This window comes from Clostridiales bacterium (assembly GCA_025757645.1).
Classification (GTDB): Bacteria; Bacillota; Clostridia; order Oscillospirales; family Oscillospiraceae; genus CAG-103.
The window spans coordinates 1,462,267-1,488,844 of record CP107216.1; the positions used below are offsets into that span (position 1 = coordinate 1,462,267).

At 62.9% G+C, this 26,578-nt stretch carries 29 protein-coding genes; all 29 read left to right on the top strand.

All coding sequences use genetic code 11. The features are described 5' to 3' along the window. Positions 1 to 8: 8 nt before the first annotated feature. Complete coding sequence (clpP, locus tag OGM61_06940) at positions 9 to 590, top strand: ATP-dependent Clp endopeptidase proteolytic subunit ClpP (GenBank protein UYI83595.1); 582 nt, start codon at positions 9 to 11, stop codon at positions 588 to 590. Between the two features lie 62 nt (positions 591 to 652). Next, positions 653 to 1,903: an ATP-dependent Clp protease ATP-binding subunit ClpX gene (gene clpX, locus OGM61_06945; GenBank protein ID UYI83596.1), complete on the top strand. Its 1,251-nt coding sequence runs from the start codon at positions 653 to 655 to the stop codon at positions 1,901 to 1,903. Between the two features lie 47 nt (positions 1,904 to 1,950). Continuing rightward, positions 1,951 to 4,371 (top strand): endopeptidase La, encoded by a 2,421-nt coding sequence (lon, locus tag OGM61_06950; protein ID UYI83597.1) that lies wholly within the window; start codon positions 1,951 to 1,953, stop codon positions 4,369 to 4,371. 10 nt (positions 4,372 to 4,381) lie between these two features. Beyond that, a complete protein-coding gene (gene yihA / locus OGM61_06955) occupies positions 4,382 to 4,975 on the top strand; it encodes a ribosome biogenesis GTP-binding protein YihA/YsxC (GenBank protein ID UYI83598.1) in 594 nt (197 codons plus the stop codon). 248 nt (positions 4,976 to 5,223) lie between these two features. Next, complete coding sequence (locus OGM61_06960; GenBank protein UYI83599.1) at positions 5,224 to 5,898, top strand: site-2 protease family protein; 675 nt, start codon at positions 5,224 to 5,226, stop codon at positions 5,896 to 5,898. After that, positions 5,873 to 6,682 carry a segregation/condensation protein A gene (locus OGM61_06965; GenBank protein UYI83600.1) on the top strand — a complete coding sequence of 270 codons (810 nt, stop codon included), beginning with the start codon at positions 5,873 to 5,875 and terminating at the stop codon, positions 6,680 to 6,682. Before OGM61_06960 ends, OGM61_06965 begins: the two co-directional genes overlap by 26 nt. A gap of 9 nt (positions 6,683 to 6,691) precedes the next feature. Next, complete coding sequence (gene scpB / locus OGM61_06970) at positions 6,692 to 7,309, top strand: SMC-Scp complex subunit ScpB (GenBank protein UYI83601.1); 618 nt, start codon at positions 6,692 to 6,694, stop codon at positions 7,307 to 7,309. A 6-nt stretch (positions 7,310 to 7,315) separates the two neighbouring features. Then, positions 7,316 to 7,954 (top strand): DUF2953 domain-containing protein, encoded by a 639-nt coding sequence (locus OGM61_06975; protein UYI83602.1) that lies wholly within the window; start codon positions 7,316 to 7,318, stop codon positions 7,952 to 7,954. After that, positions 7,947 to 8,327 carry a GerW family sporulation protein gene (gene ytfJ, locus OGM61_06980; GenBank protein UYI83603.1) on the top strand — a complete coding sequence of 127 codons (381 nt, stop codon included), beginning with the start codon at positions 7,947 to 7,949 and terminating at the stop codon, positions 8,325 to 8,327. The genes OGM61_06975 and ytfJ overlap by 8 nt, the downstream gene beginning before the upstream one ends. 60 nt (positions 8,328 to 8,387) lie before the next feature. After that, positions 8,388 to 9,527 (top strand): D-alanyl-D-alanine carboxypeptidase, encoded by a 1,140-nt coding sequence (locus OGM61_06985; GenBank protein ID UYI83604.1) that lies wholly within the window; start codon positions 8,388 to 8,390, stop codon positions 9,525 to 9,527. Between the two features lie 10 nt (positions 9,528 to 9,537). Beyond that, positions 9,538 to 10,239, top strand: a complete 702-nt coding sequence (locus OGM61_06990; GenBank protein ID UYI83605.1) for an rRNA pseudouridine synthase — start codon at positions 9,538 to 9,540, stop codon at positions 10,237 to 10,239. A 130-nt stretch (positions 10,240 to 10,369) separates the two neighbouring features. Continuing rightward, positions 10,370 to 11,233, top strand: a complete 864-nt coding sequence (locus OGM61_06995; protein ID UYI83606.1) for a MurR/RpiR family transcriptional regulator — start codon at positions 10,370 to 10,372, stop codon at positions 11,231 to 11,233. Further along, positions 11,214 to 12,452, top strand: coding sequence for an NAD(P)/FAD-dependent oxidoreductase (locus OGM61_07000; protein ID UYI83607.1), 1,239 nt, complete (start codon positions 11,214 to 11,216; stop codon positions 12,450 to 12,452). Before OGM61_06995 ends, OGM61_07000 begins: the two co-directional genes overlap by 20 nt. A gap of 22 nt (positions 12,453 to 12,474) precedes the next feature. Continuing rightward, a complete protein-coding gene (cmk, locus tag OGM61_07005) occupies positions 12,475 to 13,167 on the top strand; it encodes a (d)CMP kinase (GenBank protein UYI83608.1) in 693 nt (230 codons plus the stop codon). A gap of 8 nt (positions 13,168 to 13,175) precedes the next feature. Then, positions 13,176 to 15,227: a bifunctional 4-hydroxy-3-methylbut-2-enyl diphosphate reductase/30S ribosomal protein S1 gene (locus tag OGM61_07010; protein UYI85573.1), complete on the top strand. Its 2,052-nt coding sequence runs from the start codon at positions 13,176 to 13,178 to the stop codon at positions 15,225 to 15,227. Positions 15,228 to 15,368: 141 nt separating this feature from the next. Then, a complete protein-coding gene (ispD, locus tag OGM61_07015) occupies positions 15,369 to 16,094 on the top strand; it encodes a 2-C-methyl-D-erythritol 4-phosphate cytidylyltransferase (protein UYI83609.1) in 726 nt (241 codons plus the stop codon). Next, positions 16,091 to 16,570: a 2-C-methyl-D-erythritol 2,4-cyclodiphosphate synthase gene (gene ispF, locus OGM61_07020; GenBank protein UYI83610.1), complete on the top strand. Its 480-nt coding sequence runs from the start codon at positions 16,091 to 16,093 to the stop codon at positions 16,568 to 16,570. Before ispD ends, ispF begins: the two co-directional genes overlap by 4 nt. 56 nt (positions 16,571 to 16,626) lie before the next feature. Next, entirely contained in the window at positions 16,627 to 16,884 is a 258-nt protein-coding gene (locus tag OGM61_07025; GenBank protein ID UYI83611.1) for a DUF3343 domain-containing protein, read from the top strand. Then, positions 16,881 to 18,002 (top strand): aminotransferase class V-fold PLP-dependent enzyme, encoded by a 1,122-nt coding sequence (locus OGM61_07030; protein ID UYI83612.1) that lies wholly within the window; start codon positions 16,881 to 16,883, stop codon positions 18,000 to 18,002. The genes OGM61_07025 and OGM61_07030 overlap by 4 nt, the downstream gene beginning before the upstream one ends. Before the next feature lie 107 nt (positions 18,003 to 18,109). Further along, positions 18,110 to 19,024: a diadenylate cyclase CdaA gene (gene cdaA, locus OGM61_07035; GenBank protein ID UYI83613.1), complete on the top strand. Its 915-nt coding sequence runs from the start codon at positions 18,110 to 18,112 to the stop codon at positions 19,022 to 19,024. Next, on the top strand, positions 18,984 to 20,234 hold the full coding sequence (locus OGM61_07040) for a CdaR family protein (GenBank protein UYI83614.1): 1,251 nt from the start codon (positions 18,984 to 18,986) through the stop codon (positions 20,232 to 20,234). The genes cdaA and OGM61_07040 overlap by 41 nt, the downstream gene beginning before the upstream one ends. Positions 20,235 to 20,238: 4 nt before the next feature. Beyond that, positions 20,239 to 20,649, top strand: a complete 411-nt coding sequence (locus OGM61_07045) for a SoxR reducing system RseC family protein (GenBank protein UYI83615.1) — start codon at positions 20,239 to 20,241, stop codon at positions 20,647 to 20,649. 18 nt (positions 20,650 to 20,667) lie between these two features. Then, positions 20,668 to 21,546 carry a YicC family protein gene (locus OGM61_07050; GenBank protein UYI83616.1) on the top strand — a complete coding sequence of 293 codons (879 nt, stop codon included), beginning with the start codon at positions 20,668 to 20,670 and terminating at the stop codon, positions 21,544 to 21,546. Between the two features lie 6 nt (positions 21,547 to 21,552). Then, complete coding sequence (locus tag OGM61_07055; protein ID UYI83617.1) at positions 21,553 to 21,822, top strand: DUF370 domain-containing protein; 270 nt, start codon at positions 21,553 to 21,555, stop codon at positions 21,820 to 21,822. Beyond that, positions 21,819 to 22,430, top strand: coding sequence for a guanylate kinase (gmk, locus tag OGM61_07060; protein ID UYI83618.1), 612 nt, complete (start codon positions 21,819 to 21,821; stop codon positions 22,428 to 22,430). The genes OGM61_07055 and gmk overlap by 4 nt, the downstream gene beginning before the upstream one ends. Next, the gene (gene rpoZ, locus OGM61_07065) at positions 22,427 to 22,624 is read left to right on the top strand and encodes a DNA-directed RNA polymerase subunit omega (protein UYI83619.1); all 198 of its coding nucleotides are present in this window, start codon (positions 22,427 to 22,429) and stop codon (positions 22,622 to 22,624) included. The genes gmk and rpoZ overlap by 4 nt, the downstream gene beginning before the upstream one ends. Positions 22,625 to 22,679: 55 nt before the next feature. Then, a complete protein-coding gene (priA, locus tag OGM61_07070) occupies positions 22,680 to 25,133 on the top strand; it encodes a primosomal protein N' (protein UYI83620.1) in 2,454 nt (817 codons plus the stop codon). A 14-nt stretch (positions 25,134 to 25,147) separates the two neighbouring features. Then, a complete protein-coding gene (gene def, locus OGM61_07075) occupies positions 25,148 to 25,648 on the top strand; it encodes a peptide deformylase (protein UYI83621.1) in 501 nt (166 codons plus the stop codon). 5 nt (positions 25,649 to 25,653) lie between these two features. Continuing rightward, complete coding sequence (gene fmt / locus OGM61_07080) at positions 25,654 to 26,577, top strand: methionyl-tRNA formyltransferase (protein ID UYI83622.1); 924 nt, start codon at positions 25,654 to 25,656, stop codon at positions 26,575 to 26,577. The last annotated feature ends 1 nt before the right edge of the window (position 26,578 follow it).

Here is a 26,578-nt window from a genome sequence, read left to right on the forward strand (position 1 = left end):
AGCGTACCATGAGTTTAGTACCGTACGTTGTCGAGCAGACCTCCCGCGGGGAGCGCTCGTACGACATTTTTTCCCGCCTGCTCAATGACCGCATCATCATGCTGTCCGAGGAGGTCAATGATACAACCGCCAGCCTGATCGTGGCGCAGCTGCTGTATCTCGAAGCACAGGATCCCGATAAGGACATCCAGTTTTATATCAACAGCCCCGGCGGCAGCGTGACCGCAGGCCTCGCCATCTATGACACCATGCAGTACATTAAGGCGGATGTTTCCACCATTTGTGTCGGTTTGGCTGCATCGATGGGCGCGTTCCTGCTCTCGTCCGGCGCGAAGGGCAAGCGCCTGGCGCTGCCGAATTCGGAGATCATGATCCATCAGCCCTCCGGCGGCAGCCAGGGCCAGTGCACGGATATTCAGATCCAGGCACGGCAGATCCTGCGCATCAAGGATCGCCTCAATCACATCCTCGCAGAGAACACCGGCAAGCCGGTCGAGACCATCGCCGAGGATTGCGAGCGCGATAACTTCATGACCGCGGAGGAAGCACAGGCTTACGGTCTGGTGGACAAGGTCATTTATAAGCGATAATCTGTCAGGGGAGGGAACCGCCGTTCCCTCCCTGTTTCAAATGTAGAAAATGTGAGGTTTTTATGGCCAGAAATGACGAGAAAAAGAGCGTGCGCTGCTCTTTTTGCGGCAAACCGCAGTCGCTGGTGAACCGGCTCGTTGCCGGCAACGGCGTCTATATCTGTGATGAGTGCGTGCGCCTGTGCATGAGCATCATCGACGAGGGCTATCAGCCCGAGAGCGTCTCCACGGCGCAGGTCACGCTCCGGCGCGACCAGCTGCCGAAGCCGGCCGAGATGCGCGCCACGCTCGACGACTATATCATCGGCCAGGACCGTGCCAAGGTGGTGCTGTCCGTGGCGGTGTACAACCACTATAAGCGCATCCTGCGCGGCGATCAGGATAACGATGTCGAGCTGCAAAAGAGCAATGTCCTGCTCATCGGCCCGACTGGCAGCGGCAAGACGCTCTTTGCCCAGACCCTGGCCAAGATGCTCGATGTGCCGTTTGCCATCGCGGACGCGACTACGCTCACCGAGGCCGGCTATGTCGGCGAGGATGTAGAGAACATCCTGCTCAAGCTCCTGCAGGCGGCGGACTTTGACGTCGAGCGCGCACAGCGTGGCATCATTTACATCGACGAGATCGACAAGATCGCCCGCAAGAGCGAGAACACGTCCATCACGCGCGACGTCTCCGGCGAGGGCGTGCAGCAGGCGCTGCTCAAGCTGCTCGAGGGCACGGTCGCAAACGTCCCGCCGCAGGGCGGACGCAAGCACCCGCAGCAGGAGTTCATCCAGGTGGACACGACGAACATCCTCTTCATCTGCGGCGGCGCGTTCGACGGTGTGGACAAGATCATCGAGCGCCGCATGGACAAGAAGTCCATGGGCTTCGGCGCCGAGATCCAGAGCGCCAAGGAGCGCGACCTGACCGAGATCATGAAAAACGTGCAGCAGCACGACCTGCTGAAGTTCGGCATCATCCCGGAGCTGATCGGCCGCATGCCGGTCATCACGGCGCTGGCCAGTCTGAGCCGCGAGGACATGGTGCGTATCCTCAAAGAGCCCAAAAACGCCCTGACCAAGCAGTATCAGGCGCTGATGCAGTTTGATAACGTCGAACTGGAATTTGAAGACGAAGCGTTGGGTAAAATTGCGGATAAGGCGATCGCAATGGAGATCGGCGCCCGCGGCCTGCGCAGCGTCATGGAAGGCGTCATGACGGACCTGATGTACTCCGTTCCGTCGGACCCGACGATCGCCAAGATCACCATCACCGCGGCGAGCGTGGACGGCACTGAGCCGCCGCGCATCGAGCGCCGGGAGCAGTGAGCCATTGCCTTCTGCCCCCAAGACCCCTGAGCGAAAGAGGAATCTGAATGGATAACACAACGACTATGGATCATGCGGAATTCACCGCCCGGCGCAGCCTGCCCATGATGGCACTGCGCGGCCTGACCGTGTTTCCGGGCATGATGCTGACCTTCGAGGTCGAGCGCAGCATGTCCATCGCGGCGCTGAACATGGCCATGAGCGACGATCAGATCATCTACCTGGTCCCGCAGAAAGACATTGCGACCGACATTCCCACCCCGGACGATGTGTACGGCGTGGGCACGGTCTGCCGCATCAAGCAGATGATGAAGCAGCCCGGCACCAAGACCATCCGCGTCATGGCCGAGGGCATCGAGCGCGGCCGGACGCTGGCCGTGCGCACGGACATGCCCTGCTTTGTGGCCGAGGTCGAGCCGATGCCGGATGTGGAAGAGCGGAAAACGGCGCGCACCGAGGCGCTCATCCGTCACTGCTGCAATTTGTTTGATGCCTATGTTACCGCGTCCGGCAACATGGCGCCGGAGTCGGTCATCAGCGTGCTCGGCAGCACGAACGCGGCGTTCGTGTCGAATTTTATCTCCCAGCACGTGTTCCTGCGTCCGGAAGAGAAGCAGGAGCTGCTGGAGGAGACGCGCCCGAGCCGGAGACTGTCCAAGCTCTCGAAAATGCTGCTGCACGAGACGAGCGTGCTCGGCCTGCAGCATCAGCTCGAGGAGGCGGCACAGGACCGGCTGAATCAGACGCAGCAGGAGTATCTGCTGCGCGAGCAGATGAAGATCATTCAGGCGGAGCTCGGCGAGTCCGACGATCCGGACTCCGAGAGCGCGGACTACCGTGAGAAGATCCTCGCCCTGCACCTGCCGGCCGACTCCGAGCAGCGCCTGCTCAAAGAGGTCGACCGGCTCAAAAAGCAGCCGTTCGGCTCATCGGAGGCGGCTGTCATCCGCAATTATCTGGACATCTGCCTCGAGCTGCCGTGGAACACGCGCACGAAGGAAACGCTCGACGTGCGCGCCGCGCGCGAGGTGCTGGACAAAGAGCACTTCGGCCTCGAAAAGGTCAAGGACCGCATCACGGAGTATCTGGCCGTGCGCCAGCTCGCGCCCGATGTCAAGGGCGGCGTGCTGTGCCTTGTCGGCCCTCCGGGCACCGGCAAGACGAGCATTGCCATGAGCATTGCCCACGCCACGAACCGCAAGCTCGCGCGTATCTCTCTCGGCGGCGTGCACGACGAGGCGGAGATCCGCGGCCACCGCAAGACGTATGTCGGCGCCATGCCCGGCCGCATCATCAACGGCCTGACCATCGCCGGTAGCATGAACCCCGTCATGGTGCTCGACGAGATCGATAAGCTCGGCAGCGATTACCGCGGCGACCCGTCGTCGGCGCTGCTGGAGGTGCTCGACGCAGAGCAGAACGACCACTTCCGCGATAACTTCATGGAGATTCCGGTCGACCTGTCGGATGTGTTTTTCATCCTGACGGCCAACACGCTTGACACCATCCCGCGCCCGCTGCTCGACCGCATGGAGGTCATCCAGCTCTCGAGCTATACCGACGAGGAAAAGCTCCAGATCGCAAAACAGCATCTGCTTCCTAAGCAGCGCAAAAAGCACGGGCTCAAGCCGTCGCAGCTGCGCGTGAGCGACGATGCCATCCGCGAGATCATCACGCTCTATACGCGCGAATCCGGCGTGCGCGTGCTCGAGCGCGAGCTGGCCGCCGTCTGCCGCAAGACGGCCAAGCGCATCGCGCTCGGCGAGTGCAAAAGCGTGCAGCTGCGCGCAGGCAGCGTGGCCAACTATCTCGGCCCCGCGCGCTTTGAGCCGGAGCACGTCTATGCGCAGGATGAGGTCGGCCTCGTGCGCGGCCTTGCCTGGACATCCGTCGGCGGGGAAGTGCTCGATGTTGAAGCCGCCGTGCTCGACGGCACCGGAAAGCTGGAGCTGACCGGCAACCTCGGCGACGTCATGAAGGAGTCGGCGCAGGCCGCCGTCACCTATATCCGCAGCCGCGCACAGATGCTCGGCATCGACCCGGAGTTTTATAAGAAGAAGGATATCCACATCCACTTCCCGGAGGGCGCAATCCCGAAGGACGGCCCGTCGGCCGGCATCACGATCTGCATCGCGGTCATCTCCGCGCTCACGAATACGCCGGTCCGCCGCGACCTCGCCATGACGGGCGAGATCACGCTGCGCGGCCGCATCCTGCCGATCGGCGGCCTGAAGGAAAAGACCATGGCCGCCATGCGCATCGGCATTACGACGGTCATCATCCCGCGTGAGAACGAAAAGGATCTCGAGGAGATCGACCCGACCGTGCGCAGTGCGCTCAAGTTCGTCACGACCGACCACGTGGACAAGATCCTGGATGTCGCGTTCGGCCGCCGGTTTGCCGCGGCCGTCAAGGCGGCGCACAAGGATGCGCCCGGCGACGCGGCGAACGTGAACCTGCGCCAGTGAGGAGACTGCCATGGCGACACTGAACCTGAATAAGGCGGAGTTTCTCAAGTCCGCCGTCAGCCCGTCCGGCTTTCTCGCGGCCGACCTGCCGTGCATCGTCTTTGCCGGCAAGTCGAACGTCGGCAAGTCCTCGGTCATCAACCGGCTGCTCAACCGCAGGAATTTTGCCCGCGTCGGCTCGCAGCCCGGCAAGACCGTCCATGTGAACTATTTTTGCATCGACGGCCGGGCATACTTCGTCGACCTGCCGGGCTATGGCTACGCCAGCGTCGCCAAGACGGAGCGCGCACGCTGGGGCAAGCTCATGGAGGACTTCTTCGCAGACCCCGCGCGCATCACGCTCGGCGTCATGATCGTCGACGCCCGCCACAAGCCAACGGCCGACGATGAGACGATGGCTGCGTGGTTTCATTCCACCGGCTGCCCGATGGTCGTCGTGGCCAATAAGTGCGACAAGCTCAAAAAGTCGGAGATCGAGCCGAACCTTGCGCGCATCCGGGCCACGCTTTTGCTGCCGGACGATGCGGTGCTCCTGCCGTTTTCGGCGGAGAAGGGCACCGGCCGCGAGGCGCTGCTCGGCGAGATCTTTCGCGCCATTGGATGAACCCAAGTGCAGAGCGTGCATTCGCGCGCTCTGCGCCGCAAAGCTCTGCAGGGCAGAGCTTTCTGCGGCGGCTGATTGGATTCGAGGCGGGCCTTGCCCCCTCGAGCCCCCCGCTGCGCATTCGATCCGGCGATGGCGGGGTCATTCTTAACTGCCCGAAGTGCAGAGCGTGTATTCGCGCGCTCTGCACTTGTTTTTTCGGCGGGGACTTGATATAATGCAAATTTGTAGGAATGGGAGGTGTGCGCGTGAACACCCTGCAATCGATCTGGAACGGGCTCGACTGGTCATATCTGCTGAATATCGTGCTGTCGGTCGTTCCGTCGCTGCTGTGCATCACGTTTCATGAGGTGTCGCACGGCTATGTCGCCTATCGCCTCGGCGATACGACGGCAAAGGACGCCGGCCGGCTCACGCTCAACCCTCTGAAGCACATCGACCCGATGGGCCTGCTGATGATGGTCGTGTTCAAATTCGGCTGGGCAAAGCCCGTGCCGGTGAACATGATGCGCTTTCGCAGCCCCAAGCGCGGCATGGCGCTCACGGCGCTGGCGGGGCCGGTGTCGAACGTGCTGCTCGCACTGGTGTTTCTGTTTTTGTACGGCCTGCTGTACCGGGCGCTGTATTCGGTGCAGTTTCTGCTGGACATGATCTGGCTGACGGCATATATCAGTCTGGCGCTGGCCATTTTCAATATCATCCCGGTCTCACCGCTCGACGGGTCCAAGGTGCTCTTTGCGCTGCTGCCCGACGCGGCGTATGCCAAGCTCATGCGCTATGAGCGCTATGGCATGATCCTGCTGCTCGTGCTGGTCGCCACCGGCGTGCTCGGCAAGCCGCTCACCACGGTGACGGAGGCCGCGTTTGACAAACTCTTTGTATTTGCGGAGTGGGGCTATGAACTTATCGGCATCTTCGGCTAAGCCGGACGATCCAACTTATTTTCTCGAGGGCGTCATCCACGACAAGAGCGAGATGGCGGATTTTGAGGGCCCGCTGAGCCTGATCCTGCTGCTCTTGTCGAAGAACAAGATCGAGATCCGGGACATCAAAATTTCGGAGATCCTCGATCAGTATCTGGAATACCTCAACGCCATGGAAAAGCTCGATCTCGAGATCGCAAGCGAGTTCGTGCAGATGGCGTCCTATCTGCTCTATATCAAGACCCGTATGCTCCTCACGGAGGAGAAGGAGGTCACAGAGCTTGAGCAGCTCATCGCATCGCTCGAGCAGCTCAAGTGCAAGGACACCTATGCGGCTGTGAAGTCCGTCACGCCGATGCTCGACGCTGCGGCCCAGACCGGCCTGCACTATCTCTCGCGCCCGCCGGAGCCGCTGCCGAAGTCAGCGGGGGAATACCGCTACCGCATCGAGCAGGCAGACCTTCTGCGCGCGCTGCTGTCGGTGTTCACGCGCGGCGGCGCGGCGGCGACGGATGCGCTGCAGATGGCGGCGCCGAAGCGCATCGTCTACAGCGTGCGCGACAAATGCCGCACGCTCATTGACCAGCTGCGCGAGCGGGGCAGCATGCCGCTCAGCACGCTCTACAGCCAGTGCACCAGCCGCAGCGAGATCGTGGCGACGTTCTTGTCCGTGCTGGAGCTGTGCAGCCTCGGCCATCTGATGCTTTCCGAGCAAAACGGTGAATATGTGGCAAGCTTCACCGGCGGCGTCACGGACGATATTCTGGAATCCATTGTTGAGTGAGAAATTTTTATGGAACACGAGGAATTACTTTCGGTCATTGAGGCCATTTTATTTGCAGCGGGCGATCCCGTGCCGGCGTCGCGCATCGCGCTCGTCACCGGCGAGGAGACGCAGACGATCGTCTCGGCCGCCAGGGAGCTCGCCGCGGCCTATGAGGAAAACCGCTGCGGTATGCGCTTGGTGCAGATGAATGATCTGCTGCAGCTGTGCTCCGCGCCGGAGTATGCGGAGTATATCCGCCGCGCGCTCGAGCAGCGCAAGCCGCCCAAGCTCTCGCAGCCGGCGCTGGAGGTGCTGGCGATCGTGGCGTATTTCCAGCCCGTCACGCGCGCGTACATCGACCAGGTGCGCGGCGTGGACAGTGCCTACACGGTCACAACGCTGCTCGAGCGCGGGCTCATCGAGGCCTGCGGCAAGCTCGACGCGCCCGGCCGCCCGTCGCTGTACCGCACGAGCGCGCTGTTTCTGCGCACCATGGGTATGCAGTCGCTCGATGAGCTGCCCGTGCTGCCGGATCTGTCGTCCGACGAGGGCGCGGAAAAGCTCGAACAGGCCATCTCGGAGCTGCGCGGCCGCGGCGAGCAGATGGAGCTGACGGACACGGAGGAAAAACCGACAGGGGAGTGATGCCGATTGACGGCCCTGTGGATCATACTGGCGGTCGCGCTGGTGCTGACGGTGCTGAATCTGCTGCCGGTCGGCGTGGACGCCGCCTACGCGGACGATGTGTTTTCGCTCGCGGCGCGCATCGGCCCGTTCCGGCTCCGGCTCCTGCCGAAACCGCCAGACCAGAAGCCAAAGAAGAAAAAGCCCCCAAAACCGAAGAAGGAAAAGCCGAAGAAGAAATCTGCCCCGCCGGATATCCGGACGATCCTCGCCCTTGCAAAGCTCGGCCTGCAGGCGCTGGATCGCTTTCGGCAGCGGCTGCGTGTGCAGCTGCTGCGGCTGGTGTTTGTCTCCGGCGCGTCGGATCCGTACGACACGGCGCTGGCGTTTGGCTATGTCAACGCCGCGCTCGGCGCGCTCACGCCGCTGGCGGAGCGGGCGCTGCGCATCGACGAGCGGGATATTCAGACCGGTGTGGATTTTCAGGCCGAGCGGCCGCGCATCGACGCGCGCATCGTCTGCACGATCCGTATCGGACAGATCGTCATTATCGCGCTGGCGTTCGGCGCAGGATTCCTGAAACAGAAAATGCACGCGAAACAGGCCCGGGCCGCACGCGCAAAGACCGCGCCGGCCACGCAGGAAAGGAAGGTCAGCAATGGATAATGAAATCAGTGCAGTCATGACTGCGACCATGAGCAAGATCAAGGAAATGGTGGACACGAACACCGTCGTCGGCGAACCGATCACGACGCCGGACGACATCACGCTCATTCCGCTGTCCCGCGTCAGCTTCGCCTTTGCCAGCGGCGGGTCGGAGTTCCCGATGAAGGAGAACAAAAACGGTGTCGGCTGCGGCAGCGGCGCAGGCGTCAAGGTCGAGCCGATGGGCTTTCTGATCGTCAAGGACGGCAATGTGCGCATGCTCAACGTCATGCCGCCGGCATCGAACACGTTTGACCGCCTGATCGACATGACCCCGCAGGTGATCGACCGCATCGACCAGTTTATCGACCAGCGTAAGGCCGACAAAGCATAAACCGCACCGAAAGTGCCCATAATAAGCACCGCCCGAAACTTGGAAAGGGTGGTGCTTGTTTTGAAACGGACGTTTTTTGGCCTTGCCTGCGTGCTGGCCATTTCTTTGCTTTTCACGCCGCGCGCACATGCCGCCGGGACGGACAATGCGGCCAGGGCCGCCATTGTCGTGCATCCCGAGACCGGCGTCGTGCTCTATGAAAAGAACGCGGACGAGCGGCTCGGCATTGCCAGCACGACGAAGATCATGACCGCGCTCGTCGTGCTCGAACACTGCGCGCTCGACGAACCGGTCGAGATCCTGCCGGAATACACGGCGGTCGAGGGCTCGTCGATGTATCTGCGCGCCGGCGAGACGTACACGGTTGAGGAGCTGCTCTACGGCCTGATGCTCGTGTCCGGCAACGATGCCGCCATCGCGCTCGCGTGTCACACGGCGGGCTCTGTGGCGGCGTTTGCGGGCATGATGAACGACAAGGCGCGCGCGCTCGGCATGACCAGCAGCGCGTTTCAAAACCCCAACGGCCTTGACGCCGAGGGGCACTATTCCACGGCGCGCGACATGGCGAAGCTCGCCTGTGCGGCTCTGGAAAATGAGACATTCCGCGCGATCGTGTCCACAAAGAGCACGACCGTGGACGGGCAGACGCTCGTGAACCACAACCGCCTGCTGCGCAGCTATGACGGTGCGGTCGGCGTCAAGACCGGGTACACCAAGACCGCGGGCCGGACGCTCGTGTCCTGCGCGCAGCGCGGCACGACGCAGTTCGTGTGCGTGACGCTCTCGGATCCGGACGACTGGAACGACCACACGCACCTGCTCGACTGGGCGTTTGAAAACTACGAGTACCGCTGCGTCGCCGGCGACACGCCGGTGTACGCCGTGCCGGTGCTCTCCGCCACGGTGGAGCTCTGCGCAGCGGCGCCGGAGCGGCCTGCCTATCTGCTCGTGCACCCGGATGACCCGGTGTCGCTGAAGGCGGAGCTGCCGCGCTTCACGTTTGCGCCGGTGGAGCAGGGCGCGCAGGCGGGCACACTGACGGCAACCGGCCCGGATGGCCAAAGCGTCACGGTGCCGCTGCGCTATGCCGAACCCGCGGCGCTCGACCCGGACGTGAAGATCGCGCCGCTCGCGCGGCTCGGCCGGCTGTGGACGCACGCCTGCCGTTACTTTTCTTCCTACTACTATCCTGTATCCTGAGGTGATGACCATGCAGCAGCGGCTGCAAAAGTGCATTTCCGAGGCGGGCGTCGCCTCCCGCCGCACGGCGGAGGCGATGATCTCCGCCGGCCGTGTGACCGTCAACGGCCGAACCGCACAGCTTGGCGCGCAGGCAGACCCGGAGACCGACGTCATCTGCATCGACGGCCGGCCGCTGCCGCCGCGCGCCCCGAAGCGGTACATAATGCTGAATAAACCGCGCGGCTATGTCACGACGATGCACGACGAGCGCGGGCGCAAAACGGTGGCGGATCTTGTGGCTTCGGCAGGGGAGCGGCTGTATCCGGTCGGGCGGCTGGATCTCGATTCCGAGGGCCTGCTCATTCTGACGAATGACGGGGAGATCGCAAACTGTCTCATGCACCCGTCACACGAGATCCCCAAAACGTATGAGGTGGACGTAGAGGGCGGCGACCTCGCAGCCGCGGCAGAGACCATGCACGCCGTCACGGAGCTGGAGGGCTATCGTGTCCGCCCGGCGGAAGTGACGGTGCTCGCGCCAGGCCGGCTGTCCGTCACGATCCATGAAGGGCGCAACCGGCAGGTGCGCCGCCTGTGTGCGCTCGCGGGGCTGCGTGTCCGGCGGCTCGTGCGCGTGGCAGAGGGGCAGCTGCGGCTCGGCACGCTCGCGCCGCGTCAGTGGCGGCCGCTGACGGAGCAGGAGATCACGTACCTGAAATCTCACCTTTGAGACAAAAATTTTTATGCAAGTTTTTCTCCTGGAAATTGCAAAAACAACTTGCAAAGTGGTGCAAATTTGCTTAAAATAAAAAAATGTGCCGCAGCTTGGCGGTAAAAATGCGTATTTACAGGGTGAACATATGAAAATGGATATATTGTCTGCTTTGGAGCATAAATTTCCCTCCTTTTCCAAGGGCCAGCGCACCATCGCGCAGTTTATTCTGAAAAACTATGACAAGGCGGCCTTTATGACGGCTGCGCGCCTCGGAGAAGTGACCGGCGTGAGCGAGTCGACCGTCGTGCGTTTCGCGGCCGATCTCGGCTATCGCGGCTACCCTGGCATGAAAAAAGCGCTGCAGGAGATCGTGCGCAACCGCCTGACCTCGGTCGAACGCATCGAGGCGGCCGAGAGCACCATGGACGGGCACGACGTGCTCAAGGCGGTGCTGCGCGCGGATATCAACAATCTGCAGGCTACGCTCGACGAGGTCGATCAGGACAACTTTGACCAGGCAGTCGATATGATCCTCTCGGCAAAGCATATCTACATCATCGGCATGCGCACGTCCACGACGCTGGCGGATTTTCTCGGCATCTATCTCAAGCTGCTGCTGGATAATGTCACGGTCGTCAAGGAGATCGCCGCGCGCGAGGTGTACGAACAGATGCTGCGCATCGGCGAGGGCGACCTCATCATCGGCATCAGCTACCCGCGCTATTCCAAGCGCACGATCAGCGCCATGAAGTTTGCGCGCGATCACGGCGCGCGCTGCCTCGGCATGACGGACAGCAAGGTCTCGCCGCTCAACGAGATCTCCGACGTGTGCCTGTATGCCAAGAGCGAGATGGTGTCCTTCCTTGACTCGCTCGTCGCACCCATGAGCCTGATCAATGCGCTCATCATGGCCGTCAGCGCGCGTGATCGGGAGCGCACGTTTGAGACGTTCCGCGAGCTGGAGACCGTCTGGAAAGAATACGAGGTGTATGGGACTGTTGAAAGCTGATGTAGTCGTGATCGGCGGCGGTGCGGCCGGGTCCATGTGCGCGCTCACGGCGGCGCAGCGCGGGCTTCATGTTGTGCTGCTCGAGCCGAACAAAATGCTCGGCAAGAAGCTGCGCATCACCGGCAAAGGCCGCTGCAACGTAACGAACCACTGCGATGTGAAAACCATCCTTGCCAACATTCCGGGCGACGGGCGCTTTCTCTACAGCGCGCTCAATCGCCTCGGCCCGCAGGATACGATGGCGCTGTTTGAATCGCTCGGCGTGCCGCTCAAGACCGAGCGCGGCAACCGCGTGTTCCCGGTCTCCGACCGGTCGCACGACGTTGCCAACGCCCTTGAGCGCGCCTACGCGTACGCCGGCGGGAAGGTCGTGCACGCTGCGGCAACGGATATTCTGACGCAGGACGGCGCCGTCTCCGCCGTTGTGACCACGGAGGGCGCGATCGACTGCGATGCCGCCGTCATCTGCACGGGCGGCCTGTCCTATCCGCTCACCGGTTCGACCGGCGACGGCTACCGGTTTGCGCAGCGGCTGGGCCATACGGTCACGCCCACGCGCGCCTCGCTCGTGCCGCTGGAATCCGAGGATCCCTGGTGCGCCGAGATGCAGGGCTTCTCCCTGCGCAACGTGACGCTCACGGTCTACGATGAGCAGAACAAGGCCGTTTACTCCGACCTGGGCGAGATGCTCTTCACGCACTTTGGCGTGTCGGGCCCGCTGGTGCTGTCGGCGAGCGCGCATATGCGCGACTTTTCGCGGCACAAATACCGCCTGTCCATTGATCTGAAGCCGGCGCTGGACGAAAAGAAGCTCGACGCGCGCATCCTGCGCGATTTTCAGAAATACGCCAACCGCGACTTTAAGAATGCGCTCTATGACCTCGCAGGCCATGCCATGATCCCGGTGCTCGTGCGCCTGTCCGGCATCCCGGAGGATACGAAGGTCAACGTTATCACGCGCGAGCAGCGGCATCGGCTCGTGGAGCTGTTCAAGCATTTTCCGGTGTCGGTCATCGGCACGCGGCCCATCGATGAGGCCATTATTACATCCGGCGGCGTGTCGCTCAAGGAGGTCAACCCGCGCACCATGGGCTCTAAGCTCGTGCACGGGCTGTATTTTGCCGGCGAGGTGCTCGATCTGGACGCCTATACCGGCGGCTTCAACCTGCAGATCGCATGGAGCACCGGCTATGTGGCCGGAAATGCGGCCTGCACATAACGCACGAAAGGAAATGAACGTTTTGGATACACACATTACCGTTGCCATCGACGGCCCGTCCGGCGCTGGAAAGAGCACGATTGCCCGCGCGGCTGCGCGCCGCTTCGGCCTCATCTATGTGGACACCGGCGCGATCTACCGCACGGTCGGCCTCGCCTGTGAGCGGGCCGGCGCGGACTGTTCGGACACCGCCGCCGTGCAGGCGCTGCTGCCGGAGCTGAAGATCGAGCTTGCCTATGACGCCGCAGGCGAGCAGCGGATGCTGCTCAACGGCGAGGACGTCTCGGACACGATCCGTCTGCCGGAGGTGTCGCTGCTTGCCTCGCGTGTGTCGGCGCTGCCAGTCGTGCGCACGTTTTTGCTGGATATGCAGCGCGATCTCGCGCGCACGCACAGTGCCGTCATGGACGGGCGCGATATCGGCACGGTCGTCCTGCCGGACGCCGGGCTGAAGATCTTCCTGTCCGCCTCGGCGGAGTGCCGCGCGCAGCGCCGCTACCGCCAGCTGCAGGAAAAGGGCATTGAGGAGTCTTATGCCGACGTGCTGCGCGAGCTCGAGCAGCGCGATTATGACGATACGCACCGCGCCGTCGCGCCGCTCAAGGCAGCGCCGGACGCCGTGCACATCGACACGAGCGACCTGACGCTCGATGAGAGCATCGACGCCGTGTGCGCGGCTATCCGCACACGCTTCGGAGTGGAGGGAAAGGCGTGAAGAAACTCATGGTTGCCAAGTCGGCCGGCTTCTGCTTCGGTGTCAGCCGGTCGGTGAAGATGGCCGAGGAAATGCTTGCTGCCGAGCAAAACTGCTACAGCCTCGGCGAGCTTATCCATAATGACGATGTGGTGCAGCACCTGCGGTCCGAGGGCCTCACGGTCGTGGACGGCCCGGAGCAGATCCCACAGGGCGCGTCCGTCATCATCCGCTCCCACGGTGTCAGCCGCGCGGAGTTTGAGGCCGTGCAGCACACGGGCGCGACGGTGTATGACGCGACGTGCCCGAAGGTCAAGCGCATCCATGAGATCGTAGCTGAGGCTTCCGCCGAGGGGCGGCAGCCGGTCATCATCGGTGCAGCCGGCCACCCCGAGGTGCGGGCGATCTGCGGCTGGTGCGTTTCTCCGGTCGTGGTCAATGACGCTGCGGAGCTCGCCGCGCGTATTGCCGACGGCACCATTGACTGTGCAAAACCGCTGACTGTCGTCATCCAGACGACCCAAACGCAAGAGAAACTGCTGGAATGTCAGAAAATCATAAAAAAACAGTGTACAAACGCAAAATTGTTTGATACAATATGTGGTGCTACGTTTACACGTCAGACAGAGGCTGCGCAGATGGCCAGCGCCTGCGACGCAATGGTCGTCGTCGGCGGCAGCCACAGCGCCAACAGCCGCCATCTCTACGAGATCTGCCGCAGCGCGTGTGCAAACGTGCAATTTATTGAAAACGCAGCGCAGCTTGATACAAGCGCGTTCGTACATGCGGATACGGTCGGCCTGACAGCCGGGGCCTCCGTGCCTGCATGGATCATTAAGGAGGTAAAACAAAAGATGAGTGACGAGATCCTGACTCAAGAAAATCCCACGGAGACTGAAAATTTTGATGAAATGCTGGAGGCATCTCTCAAGCCTATATATAATGGAGAAAAGGTAACCGGTACGGTCGTGGCCATTTCTGGCACCGAGATCAGTGTCGATATCGGCACCAAGTATTCCGGCTTCATCCCGACCAGCGAGTTCACCGACGACGGCATCAAGGTCGAAGACGTCCTGCACGTCGGCGACACCATTGAGGCGAGCGTTGTGCGCGTCAACGACGTGGAAGGCACTGCGATGCTCTCCAAGAAGCGTCTCGACGCCGTGAAGAACTGGGCCGCCATCGAAGAGGCACAGGAGAGCGGCGAGATCGTCGAGGGCAAAGTTACCGAGGACAACAAGGGCGGCATCGTTGTGTCCGTCAAGGGCATCCGCGTGTTCGTGCCCGCTTCCCAGTCCGGCCTGCCGAAGGACGCTGCCATGTCCGAGCTCGTCGGCCAGACCGTGCGCCTGAAGATCACCGAGGTCAACCGCGGCCGCAAGCGCGTCGTCGGTTCCATCCGTGCCGTCGCCCAGAAGGAGCGCCGCGAGCGCGCCGAGAAGATCTGGAGCGAGATCGAGGTCGGCAAGCACTATCACGGTGTTGTCAAGTCCCTGACGTCCTACGGTGCGTTCGTCGATATCGGCGGCATTGACGGTATGGTGCACGTCTCCGAGCTGAGCTGGAGCCGCATCAAGCAGCCGTCCGACGTGCTGTCCGTCGGCGACGAGGTCGATGTTTACGTCATCAGCTTCGATCCGGAGAACCACAAGATCTCCCTCGGCTACAAAGATCCTAACGGCAACCCCTGGAACAAGTTCATGTCCACCTTCCAGGTCGGCGATGTGGCGAAGGTCACCATCGTCAAGCTCATGCCTTTCGGCGCGTTCGCCGAGGTGCTGCCCGGTGTGGACGGCCTGATCCACATCTCCCAGATCGCCAACCGCCGCATCGGCAAGCCCGATGAGGTCCTGACCGTCGGCGACATTGTCGATGCGAAGATCACCGCGATCGACGAGGAGAAGCACAAGATCTCCCTGTCCATCCGCGCGCTGACCGCTCCCGAGCCGGCCCCGGTGCGCGAGCGCTCGGCGAAGAAGCCGCATGCTCCGGAAGCTGACGCTCTGGTCTACGAAGTGTCCGCCACCGGCGAGGCCACCGGCAACATCCCCGAGATCGACGACGACGAGATCGACGAGTAATTTCCGTCCTGAAACATCCCTGCACGAACCGTGCAGGGATGTTTTTTTGCTGCCCGCACCTTGCGCCGGTCCGCATTTCTGATTATAATGAAGCTATAGAATTTTGGATCATTGCACGATATTCGAGAAAGGAGCGATCCCATGGCACTTTACGGAAAGATCAAAGCGAAGCTCATCGGCAAACCGTTTTGCACGATGGTCGTTCTGGCGGCCGGTTCTTCCAAGCGGATGGGCCGCGATAAGCTGATGATGGAGGTCGGCGGCGTGCCGGTGCTCGTGCGCTCGCTGCAGGCGATGCAAAACTGCGCCGCCGTGGATGAGCTCATCGTCGTCACGCGCACGTCCCGCCTCGAGGAGATCGCGGCGCTGCGCGACCGGTACGGCCTGACGAAGATGACCAAGGTCGTCGTCGGCGGCATGACGCGCGCCGAGTCCTCGCTTGCCGGCGTGCTGGCGGCGAGCAATAGGGCCACGCTCATCGGCATCCACGACGCGGCGCGCCCGCTTGTGACGGATGATATCATCACGGAGACCATTCAGGCGGCGAAAAAGAGCCGCGCGGCCGCGCCCGGCATCCCGGTGCGCGACACGGTCAAGCGCACGGCCGGCGGCGTTATCACCGGCACGCCCGAGCGCGCGTCGCTCACCGCCATTCAGACGCCGCAGGTATTCCAGGCGGATCTGATCAAGGCCGCGCTCACGAACGCCATGCGCAAGCACCTGGCCATCACCGATGACTGCTCGGCCGTGGAGCAGCTGCGTGTCAAGCCGGTCGTGACGCAGGGTTCGGACGAAAACCTCAAGATCACGACGCCGATCGATATCGAGCTCGCGGAGTCTATTCTCAGGAGGCGCGGCAGGGCATGATGCGCATTGGTCACGGTTATGATGTACACCGGCTCGTCACGGGCCGCAAGCTCATCCTCGGCGGTGTGGACATCCCGCACGAGACCGGCCTGCTCGGCCACTCGGACGCGGACGTGCTGACGCATGCCGTCATGGATGCGCTGCTCGGCGCGGCGGCCATGGGGGATATCGGCCACCTTTTCCCGGACAATGACCCGGCTTATGCCGGCGCGGACAGTCTGGCGCTGCTGCGCGAGGTAACGGCGCGCCTGCACGCAGCCGGATACACGGTCGGCAATCTGGACTGCACCGTGCTCGCTCAGGCGCCGAAGCTCGCGCCGCACATCGCGCAGATGCGCCGCAATCTGGCGCAGTGCATGGACGTGGACGTGGACCGCGTCAGCGTCAAGGCAACGACCGAGGAGGGCCTCGGCTTCACCGGCACGCGCGAGGGCATCGCCGCGCACGCGGTCGTCCTGATCGAACGGATTTCGTAAACGCCTGCGCCGCTCCCGCATAGAATAAGGCATAACGATGTGGGAGGGAGCTCATAATGCAGCGCTACTGTCTGATCATGTGCAGGTCACTGACCTATGCACAGCGGTCATCGCAAGTGCTCGAGCGCGCGGGCATTACCGCCACTGTGCTCAAAGCGCCGCAAAGCGTTTCAAAGACCGGATGCACGTATTGCGTCAAACTTTATGAATCCCGTCTGGTTCGTGCGCTGGCGCTCCTGGACCGCGCAGCGATCCGGCGGGGTAAGGTGTATCGCCTGCTGGAAGATGGCACTTACCAGGAGGTGACGGTATGATCTATCTGGACTCGGCGGCGACGAGCCTGCTCAAGCCGCCGTCGGTGGCGCGTGCGACGGCCATGGCCGTGCGCACGATGGCAAGTCCCGGCCGCGGCGGCCACAGCGCCGCCATGCGTGCGGCCGATACGGTGTTTGCCTGCAGAGAAGCAGCGGCGGAGCTGTTTCATGTTCCGGAGCCGGAGCGTGTCGTGTTCACCATGAATGCGACGCACGCACTCAACATTGCGATCCACTCGCTCGTATCGCCCGGTGATCCGGTCGTGATCTCCGGCTACGAGCACAACTCCGTCACGCGCCCGCTCCATGCGCTGGGCGCGCAGGTGCGCGTGGCGGAAAGTCCGCTCTTCGACCCCGAGGCAGCGGTCAGCGCCTTCCGGCGCGCGCTGCCGGGTGCGAAGGCGGCCGTGTGCACGATGGTGTCGAATGTGTTCGGCTATCTGCTGCCGGTGCGGGAGATTGCGGAACTTTGCGCCGCCGCGGGCGTCCCACTGATCGTGGATGCCTCGCAGGCGGCCGGCTGTGTGGCGTTTGACGCGGCGGCGCTCGGTGCGGCGTTTGTGGGCATGCCGGGGCATAAGGGCCTGCTTGGCCCGCAGGGCACGGGCATCCTGCTGTGCTTTGCGCAGCCGAAGCCCCTGCTGTGCGGCGGCACCGGCTCGCAGAGCGTACTGCAGGATATGCCCGAGGAGCTGCCCGACCGGCTCGAGGCCGGAACGCACAACGTTCCAGGCATCGCGGGGCTGCTCGCCGGGATCCGCTATTTATCGGCGCAGGGCGTCGAGCATATCGAGCGGCGGGAGCGGTGGCTCGCGCAGCGCCTGACGGCGCAGCTGCGCGCGCAGCCCCGGCTGGAGGTGTTTGCGTCGCCGGATCCGGCGCGCCAGACGGCGGTGCTGTCCGTCCGCTGCCGGGATATGGACAGCGAACTGCTGGCGCAGGAGCTTGCGCGCTACGGCATCGCCGTGCGTGCGGGGCTGCACTGCGCGCCGGTCGCGCACCGCACGGCCGGAACGCTGGAGACTGGCACGGTGCGCCTGAGCCTGTCGCCCTTCAACACGGACGCGGAGATCGCGCGCACGGCGCGCGTGTTCCACGAGATCCTGCGCGCGGGATAACGCAGATTATGTATTGAAATCCGCCGGTTTGTAGGGTATAATATTATAATTCATAAGATTGGCGTTTTGCACCTGCAAAACGGAAACGAACAGCCGAGGAAATGCTTATGGCACAACTTGCAGCCTTCTGGGCAAAGCTGACGATGCTGGTGTCCACGATCCGGTTTTCTGACATCGTGGATATCCTGATCGTCGCTTATCTGATTTACAATGTCATCATGCTCATCCGCAAGACGAATTCCTATCGCCTTGCACAGGGCGTTCTGCTGATCCTGATCGCGCTGTGGCTGTCGGGTGTGCTGAAGCTGACGATGTTCAACCGCATCCTGCAAAAGACGGTCGAGCTTGGCCTGATCGCGCTCGTCATCATCTTTCAGCCGGAGCTGCGCCGCCTGCTCGAGCGCATGGGCAGCAAGGCGCTCCCGCGCTTTGGCGCAAAGCCGCTCGAGACGCTGGGCATGGACAATGTCATTTCGCAGACCATTGCCGCCTGCACGCAGCTGTCGGCGACCAAGACCGGTGCGCTCATCGTTTTTGAGCGCAGCGTGACGCTCGATGAGCAGATGCGCAGCGGCACCATCATCAATTCGGACGTGACGGCGGAGCTGCTCAAGAATATTTTCTATCCCAAGGCGCCGCTGCATGACGGCGCGGTCGTGATCCGGGATGGCCGCATCGCGGCGGCCGGCTGTGTCCTGCCGCTGACGAGCAACACGAACCTCAGCCCGGATCTCGGCACGCGCCACCGCGCGGGCATCGGCATGAGCGAGCACTCGGACGCCGTGATTGTGATCGTATCCGAGGAGACCGGCGGTATTTCCATCGCCGTGGACGGTATGCTCAAGCGCCGCCTGTCCCCGGACACGTTTGAGGCGATCCTCCGCAGCGAACTGGTGCCGGCGGAAGAGCAGCAGCGCAGACGCTGGGACATCATTGTCGATTTCGTAAAGAAACTCAATCCGCTTCGTCGGGAGAAACAACATGACAAAAAAGACGACGATCAACAAAATAGTCAGCAGTAAGGCTTTCTGGATCATCATTTCGCTGCTGGCCTCGTTCCTGCTGTGGACGTATATCATGTCCACGGAGGAGACGACGATCGAGATGACGTTTTCCAATGTCAAGGTCGTGTATCAGGGTGCAGATGATCTGCGCGCTACGCGCGGCCTGATCGTCACGGGCGCCGACGCGGACACGGTTTCCGTGCGCCTGAAAGGCACGCGGCGCGTGCTCGGCAACCTCAGCTCGGCGGACCTGTCGGCGGTCATCGACGTGTCCGGCATCTCGCAGGCGCGCGAAATGCAGGTGAGCTATTCGCTGCAGTATCCGACCAATGTCGATAAGAGCAGCATCACCGTCTTGAGCAAGTCGCCGGAGACGATCAGCTTCTCCGTCGTGCAGGAGGCCAACAAGACGCTCGAAGTGAAGGGCGTGTTCACCGGCAGCGTTAAGGATGGCTACACGGCCGAACCGATCCAGGTAGATCCGTCGTCCATCACGCTCTACGGCCCGCAGGAGGAGCTCGACGCGGTGGACAGCATCTGCGTCTATGTCACGCGCACGGATCTGGACAAGTCCATTGCGCCGACCAACTGCCCATATGTCCTGCTGGACAAGGACGGCAACAAGCTCACCCCCAAAGAGATCACCGGCAATTATGACACGGTCAGCGTGTCCATGCCGGTGCTGATGAACAAGGACCTGCCGCTGACGGTCTCACTGGTCGGCGGCGCCGGGGCGACGGAGGACAACTGTGTCATCGAGATCGAGCCGAAGAGCATCCAGGTCGCGGGCGATACGACGGTGCTGCAGACGCTCAACCAGCTCGTTGTGGCGACTGTCGATCTGTCGAGTTTTGCCACATCTTACGAGACGACGGTCACGATCCCGCTTGACAACAATCTGCGTAATCTCAGCGGCGTCACGGAGGCAACGGTCCGCATCTCCGTCCGCGGACTGGAAACCGAGAAGATCACGGCGACGAATATCACAACGACCGGCACGAACCGGCACGTGGAGATCGCAACGGCATCTCTGGTCGTGACCGTGCGCGCGCCGGCGGAGACGATCTCGCAGATCACGGCGGACAACATACGTGTTGTCGCCGATCTGACAAATTACAAGGCCACGAGCGGTACGGTCGCCGTGCCGGCCAAGGTCTATGTGGACGGCTTCTCCGACGCCGGTGCGATCGGGGAATACGTTGTGAATGTGCATTTTACGGGAGGATGATACCATGACGCAGGATGCAGTGGTAACAAAGCTGGTCAGCCGCCATGTGGCGGAGGTGGAAGTGGAGCGCGGCACGGCGTGCGGCGGCACATGCGAGTCGTGCGAGGCGTGCGTGTTCCAGAACCGCATCCGTGCAGAGGCGGTCAATAAGGTCTCAGCGCTGCCGGGGCAGAAGGTCGTCATTGAGAGCAAGACGTCGGACGTGCTCGGCGCGGCGGCGCTGCTGTATCTGGTGCCGTTTGTGCTGCTGTTTCTGGGCTATGCCATCGGCAATGCGCTCGGCTGGGCCGAGGGCGGCTGTGTTTTGATCGGCTTTGGCTTTTTTGCGCTCGGCGTGGCGTTCAATGTTATCTACCAGCGTAAGAAGAAAGCCAGCCCCATTACTTTTGAGATCATTCAGATCCGGGAATCCTAAGATAAGAAGGGTAAGCCAATGATAAGAAGTATGACCGGCTACGGCGGCGCAAAGGGCGTCGTTGAGGGCCTGAACGTCACGGTGGAGCTCAAGAGCGTCAACAACCGCTATCTGGACATCGCCGTGCGCATGCCGCGCAATTTCCTCTTCGCGGAGGACGCGGTCAAATCCACCATCCAGCAGCACGTCAGCCGCGGCAAGCTGGATGTGTTCGTCACGATCGATTCCTCGCAGGCGGCCGATACCGTCCTGCGTGTGAACGAGCCGCTGCTGCGCGCCTATATCGACACGCTCAATACGCTCGCCGTGCGCTACGACCTGAAAAATGACATGTCGCTCATGTCGCTCATGCGCTTTCCGGACATCCTGTCCGTGGAGAAGGCGGAGGCGGATCAGGATAAGATCCGCGCCGGTCTGGTCGCGCTGACGCAGCAGGCGCTCGCTGACTATGACCAGATGCGCGAGCGCGAGGGCGCGAAGCTCCGCGCCGACGTGGAGGAAAAGCTCGCGCGTATCGAGTCGCTGGTGACAAACGTGGAGGCGGCCGCCCCCGAGACGGCTGCGGCCTACGAGGCGCGTCTGCGCCAGAAGCTCGAGGCGGTGCTCGCCGCGGCCGATATTGACGAGTCGCGCATCATTGCCGAGGCTGCGATCTATGCCGACCACGTTGCCGTCGATGAGGAGACGGTGCGCCTGCGCAGCCACATCGCGCAGCTGCGCCAGATGCTGGAGTCCGGCTCTCCGGTCGGCCGCAAGGCGGACTTCCTCATTCAGGAGTTCAACCGCGAGGCGAACACCATCGGCTCCAAGTGCCAGAACGCGGACATCGCAAAGGTGGTCGTCGACCTCAAGTCCGAGATTGAGAAGATCCGCGAGCAGATCCAGAACATCGAGTAAGGAGCAGTGGACTTGAAACTCATCAACATCGGATACGGAAACTATGTCTCCGCGGAGCGGCTGCTGGCTGTCGTCAGTCCGGATTCCGCCCCCATCAAGCGCATCGTGCAGGACAGCCGCGAGATCGGTATGCTCATCGATGCGACCTATGGACGAAAGACGCAGGCCGTCCTCATCATGGATACCGGCCACGCGGTGCTTTCGGCACTGCCGCCGGATGCGGTACAGGGCCGTGTCCAGGCCTCAGATCAGGAAACCGGAGGAGATGCAACATGAACCGCCAGACAGGAAAACTGATTTTGATCTCCGGGCCGTCCGGCACCGGAAAGAGCACGGTCATTGCCCGACTGATGCGCCTGCGGGATGACGTGTGCTTTTCCGTTTCGGCCACGACGCGCGCTCCGCGTCCCGGCGAGGTGGACGGCAAGGACTATTTTTTCGTCACGCGCACGGCGTTTGACGCCATGGTCGCGGGGGACGAGCTGCTGGAGCACGCCGAATACGTCGGCAACTGCTACGGCACGCCGAAGAGCTATGTTGAGCGGCGCTGCGCCGAGGGCATGCATGTCCTGCTGGACATTGACGTGCAGGGCGTGCACCAGATCTCCGAGAACCGGCCGGACGCGATCCGCGTGTTTATGATGCCGCCGTCTCTGGCGGAGCTGGAGCGCCGGCTGCGCGGCCGGCACACGGACGACGAGCAGAAGATCTGCGAGCGTCTGGCGCAGGCACGCCGCGAGTGCGCGCTGGCGTATACATATGATTACATCGTCATCAATGACGATCCCGACGTCGCGGCCAAGGAGCTCGACGCCATCATCACGGCAGAGTGCTGCCGCTATCCCGATCGGAAAAACTATTTTACAGAGGTGCTTGAAAAATGATGCTTTATCCTCCCATGAGCGAGCTGGCCGCCAAGGCCGGCAGCCGTTATCTGCTGGTGAATCTGGTCGCGCGCCGCGCGCGCAACATCGCCGCCGCCGCGCAGGCCGCGGGCGAGCCGCTGGATACCAAACCGGTTTCCATGGCGATCGATGAGGTGTATGACGGCCGCCTTCAGGTCGTGCACAAGGAATAATCGCTTTCAGGCGGGCAGTACCCGCCTGATTTTTTCGGAGAGGGGGGGCGCGCAGATGCTGCAGATCCCGGTCGCAAAGGTCGCCGTTCTGGCTGCAACGTTTGCGTTCGACCGACCGTATACGTATAAGATCCCGCAGCCGCTGGCGGATACGCTTCGCCCCGGCTGCCGCGTCATGGTGCCGTTTTCGCGCGGGAACCGCCCGTGTGAGGGTATGGTGCTTGCGCTGGACAAGGCGGAGGATGACCCGAAGCTCAAGCCCATTACGCGCCAGCTCGACCCCGAGCCCATCCTCTCACCGGAACTGATCCGTCTGGCCGTCTGGATGCATGACCGCTTTTTCTGCACGATCTATGACGCGCTGCACGCGATCCTGCCGGCCGGCGTCTGGTATCGGGTCAGCACGGTCTACTGCGCGGCGCCGGAGCTGGATGAGGCCGCGGCGTTGGCCCAGTGCGGGAGATCCAAGCAGCGGCGGCTTGCACTCGAGACCGTGCTGGAGCACGGCGGCCGCTGCCCGCTCGACGAGCTGCAGGCGGCGTTTGGCGACAAAGAACCGGCAAGCGCGCTACACTGGCTCGTGGAGCAGAAATTTCTGACCGTGGAGGGCACGCAAAAGCGCGTCGTGCGCGACAAGCAGCTGGAGTATGCCAGTCTCGCCGTCCCGCTGGAAGAGGCGCAGGAGGAGATCCGCCGCCGCCGGCGTGCGCCGCATCAGGTCGCCATTTTGGAGCTGCTGTGCACGATCGGCCGCGCGTCGGCCGGTGAAGTGTGCCAGTTTACCGGCGCGCCGAGAAGCTCCATGAAGGCGCTTGTGCAGCAGGGCGTCGTGCACATTGACGCCGAGCCCTATTTTCGCCGTCCGGTGCATTACACCGGGCAGCCGCAGCCGATCCCGGCGCTGACACCGGCGCAGGAGCAGGTGTTTGACGGCCTGAAGGAGCTGCTGCGCGCACCGGACGCGCAGGCGGCGCTGCTCTTCGGCGTGACCGGCAGCGGCAAGACGCTCGTCTACCTGCACCTGATCGCGCAGGCGCTCGCGGCGGGGCAGGGCGCGATCCTGCTCGTGCCGGAGATTTCGCTGACGCCGCAGATGATCGAGGCGTTTTCCGCCTATTTCGGTGACACGGTCGCCGTTTTGCACAGCGGCCTGCCGCTCTCGGAGCGCTACGACGAGTGGAAACGCATCCGCGCGGGTCTCGCGCGCGTCGTTGTCGGCACGCGCAGCGCGGTTTTCGCACCCGTGCAGGATCTCGGCCTGCTCATCATCGACGAGGAGCAGGAGGACACCTATAAGTCCGAGAGCACGCCGCGCTATCACGCGCGCGACGTGGCCAAGTTCCGCTGCGCCCAGCACCGTGCGCTGCTGCTGCTCGGCTCGGCAACGCCGGACGTTGTCAGCCGCTATTACGCCGAGACCGGGCGCTATCATTACTTTACGCTGCCGGATCGGTTCAATGCCCGTAAGCTGCCGGACGTCATCATCGCCGATATGAAGCAGGAACTGCGCAACGGCAACTCCGGCTCCATCAGCTCCGTGCTCTATGGCGAGCTGGAGGAGAATCTCCGCCGCGGCGAGCAGAGTATTTTGTTTCTCAACCGGCGCGGCGCGAGTAAGATCGTCACCTGCGCCGAGTGCGGCGCGACCTATTCGTGCCCGAACTGCAGCGTCAGCCTGACGTATCATCAGGGCAACCAAATGCTCATCTGCCACCACTGCGGCTACCGCCGGCGGGTCGATCCGCAGTGCCCGGTCTGCGGCGGCGAGCTGCGCTTTCTCGGCGACGGGACGGAGCGCATCGAGGCGGATCTCCACGCGCTGTTCCCCGGCGTGGAGACGCTGCGCATGGATGCCGACGCCATTGCCATGGCCGGCACGCACGAGGCGCTGCTGCAGCGCTTTGCGCGCGAGCGCATCCCCATCATGATCGGCACGCAGATGATCACGAAGGGGCTGAATTTTGAAAACGTCACGCTCGTCGGCGTGCTCAATGCCGACCAGAGCCTGTACGTCGGCGATTACCGCGCCAATGAGCGCACGTTTTCGCTCATCACGCAGGTCATCGGCCGCAGTGGCCGCGGTGATGCGCCCGGCCGGGCCGTCATCCAGACATTCACGCCCGCGAACGAGACCATCCGGCAGGCGGCACGGCAGGATTACGATGCGTTTTACCGCTCGGAGATCCGGCTGCGCAAGCTCAACGGCACGCCGCCGTTCAGCGAGGTGCTGGCCGTCACGGTCTCCGGCGCGCAGGAGAATGCGGTCGTGCGCTGCTGCGCCTATATCCGCGATTACTTTCGCCAGACGATCGGCGAACGCGCGGAGGTGCTCGGCCCGGCACCGCTGCCGGTCGTGCGCATGAACAACCGCTACCGCTACCGCGTCACGCTTTACTGCAATCAGAGCAAGGCGGTGCGCCGCGCGGCGGCGAACATCGTCATGTACTGCAATACAGAAAAATCATTCCGCGATGTCACCGTTTTTGCCGATGACAATCCGCTGGATTAGAGGAGAGATACGATATGGCTACAAGAATGATTCTCAAAAACGGCGACCCGCAGCTGCGCAAGCACTGCCACGAGGTCAAGGATTTTAATCCCCGGCTGCACATGCTGCTCGACGATATGCGCCAGACGCTGGCCGAGTCCAACGGCGTCGGCCTTGCCGCGCCGCAGGTCGGTGTGCTGCGCCGCGCCGTCATCGTGCTCGAGACGAACGTCCCGGACGGGGAAGAGGAGTATATGATCGAGCTCATCAACCCCACCATCGTGGAGACGGCCGGGGAGCAGACCGGCGCCGAGGGCTGCCTGAGCATTCCGAACGAGTTCGGCATCGTCCAGCGCCCGGACTATGTGAAGGTCCGCGCGCAGGATCGCCACGGCGAATGGTTCGAGGTTGAGGGCCGCGGCCTGACGGCGCGCGCCTTCTGCCACGAGATCGACCATCTCGATGGCGTCCTGTTCATCGACAAGGCGATCCGGATGCTCTCTCCCGAGGAGCTTGAGCAGCAGGCGAAGGGGTGAGGCGCATGCGCATCGTGTTTATGGGCACGCCGGATTTTGCGGCCGTGTCCCTGCAGCGCCTGCTCGACGAGCGGTTTGACGTGGTCGGCGTATTCACGCAGCCGGACAAGCCGAAAAACCGCGGCATGAAGCTCCAGCCGAGCCCGGTCAAGGAGATCGCGCTCGCGGCGGGGCTGCCGGTGTTCCAGCCGGCAAAGATGCGCGACGGCACGGCGCTGGCTGATCTCCAGAGCCTGCGGCCGGACATTCTCGTTGTTGTGGCCTATGGCCGCATTCTGCCGGATGACCTGCTCGCGGTCGCGCCCTACGGGGCGGTGAACGTCCACGGCTCGCTGCTGCCGAAGTACCGCGGCGCTGCGCCGATCCAGTGGGCAGTGCTCAACGGCGATGCCGTGACCGGTGTTTCGACCATGTACCTCGACCGCGAAATGGATACCGGCGACGTGATCTATACCGCTCAGACGCCGGTCGGTGAATTCGAGACGGCGGGAGAGCTCTTCGACCGCCTTGCCGTCATGGGAGCGGATCTGCTCGTGCGCACGCTGCGCGATATCGCCGCGGGCACCGCGCCGCGCACGCCGCAGGATCACAGCCAGGCGACGTATACCCGTCCGCTCACGCGCGACGATTCGCCCATCGACTGGGATCAGAACCCGCGCGCGATCATCAAGCACATCTGCGGTCTCGAGCCGTGGCCCGTCGCAACAGCGGAGCTCGGCGGGCAGACGTTCAAGATCCATGCGGCGGATTACTCCGAGCGCACGACGCACAAAGCGCCCGGAACGATCGTGGCCGCCGGGAAAGACGGCGTCACGGTTGCCTGCGCCGGTGGGCAGACGGTGCGCATCACGCAGCTGCAGGTGCCGGGGAAAAAGCGCATGTCGGCGGCCGACTACCTGCTCGGGCACACGCTGCCCGTTGAGGGCTGAC

Coding starts and splice junctions, on each gene's coding strand:
- clpP (UYI83595.1), top strand. CDS start 9: ATGAGTTTAGTACCGTACGTTGTCGAGCAGACCTCCCGCGGGGAGCGC.
- clpX (UYI83596.1), top strand. CDS start 653: ATGGCCAGAAATGACGAGAAAAAGAGCGTGCGCTGCTCTTTTTGCGGC.
- lon (UYI83597.1), top strand. CDS start 1,951: ATGGATAACACAACGACTATGGATCATGCGGAATTCACCGCCCGGCGC.
- yihA (UYI83598.1), top strand. CDS start 4,382: ATGGCGACACTGAACCTGAATAAGGCGGAGTTTCTCAAGTCCGCCGTC.
- OGM61_06965 (UYI83600.1), top strand. CDS start 5,873: ATGAACTTATCGGCATCTTCGGCTAAGCCGGACGATCCAACTTATTTT.
- scpB (UYI83601.1), top strand. CDS start 6,692: ATGGAACACGAGGAATTACTTTCGGTCATTGAGGCCATTTTATTTGCA.
- ytfJ (UYI83603.1), top strand. CDS start 7,947: ATGGATAATGAAATCAGTGCAGTCATGACTGCGACCATGAGCAAGATC.
- OGM61_06990 (UYI83605.1), top strand. CDS start 9,538: ATGCAGCAGCGGCTGCAAAAGTGCATTTCCGAGGCGGGCGTCGCCTCC.
- OGM61_06995 (UYI83606.1), top strand. CDS start 10,370: ATGAAAATGGATATATTGTCTGCTTTGGAGCATAAATTTCCCTCCTTT.
- OGM61_07000 (UYI83607.1), top strand. CDS start 11,214: ATGGGACTGTTGAAAGCTGATGTAGTCGTGATCGGCGGCGGTGCGGCC.
- OGM61_07010 (UYI85573.1), top strand. CDS start 13,176: ATGGTTGCCAAGTCGGCCGGCTTCTGCTTCGGTGTCAGCCGGTCGGTG.
- ispD (UYI83609.1), top strand. CDS start 15,369: ATGGCACTTTACGGAAAGATCAAAGCGAAGCTCATCGGCAAACCGTTT.
- ispF (UYI83610.1), top strand. CDS start 16,091: ATGATGCGCATTGGTCACGGTTATGATGTACACCGGCTCGTCACGGGC.
- OGM61_07025 (UYI83611.1), top strand. CDS start 16,627: ATGCAGCGCTACTGTCTGATCATGTGCAGGTCACTGACCTATGCACAG.
- OGM61_07030 (UYI83612.1), top strand. CDS start 16,881: ATGATCTATCTGGACTCGGCGGCGACGAGCCTGCTCAAGCCGCCGTCG.
- cdaA (UYI83613.1), top strand. CDS start 18,110: ATGGCACAACTTGCAGCCTTCTGGGCAAAGCTGACGATGCTGGTGTCC.
- OGM61_07040 (UYI83614.1), top strand. CDS start 18,984: ATGACAAAAAAGACGACGATCAACAAAATAGTCAGCAGTAAGGCTTTC.
- OGM61_07045 (UYI83615.1), top strand. CDS start 20,239: ATGACGCAGGATGCAGTGGTAACAAAGCTGGTCAGCCGCCATGTGGCG.
- OGM61_07050 (UYI83616.1), top strand. CDS start 20,668: ATGATAAGAAGTATGACCGGCTACGGCGGCGCAAAGGGCGTCGTTGAG.
- gmk (UYI83618.1), top strand. CDS start 21,819: ATGAACCGCCAGACAGGAAAACTGATTTTGATCTCCGGGCCGTCCGGC.
- rpoZ (UYI83619.1), top strand. CDS start 22,427: ATGATGCTTTATCCTCCCATGAGCGAGCTGGCCGCCAAGGCCGGCAGC.
- priA (UYI83620.1), top strand. CDS start 22,680: ATGCTGCAGATCCCGGTCGCAAAGGTCGCCGTTCTGGCTGCAACGTTT.
- def (UYI83621.1), top strand. CDS start 25,148: ATGGCTACAAGAATGATTCTCAAAAACGGCGACCCGCAGCTGCGCAAG.
- fmt (UYI83622.1), top strand. CDS start 25,654: ATGCGCATCGTGTTTATGGGCACGCCGGATTTTGCGGCCGTGTCCCTG.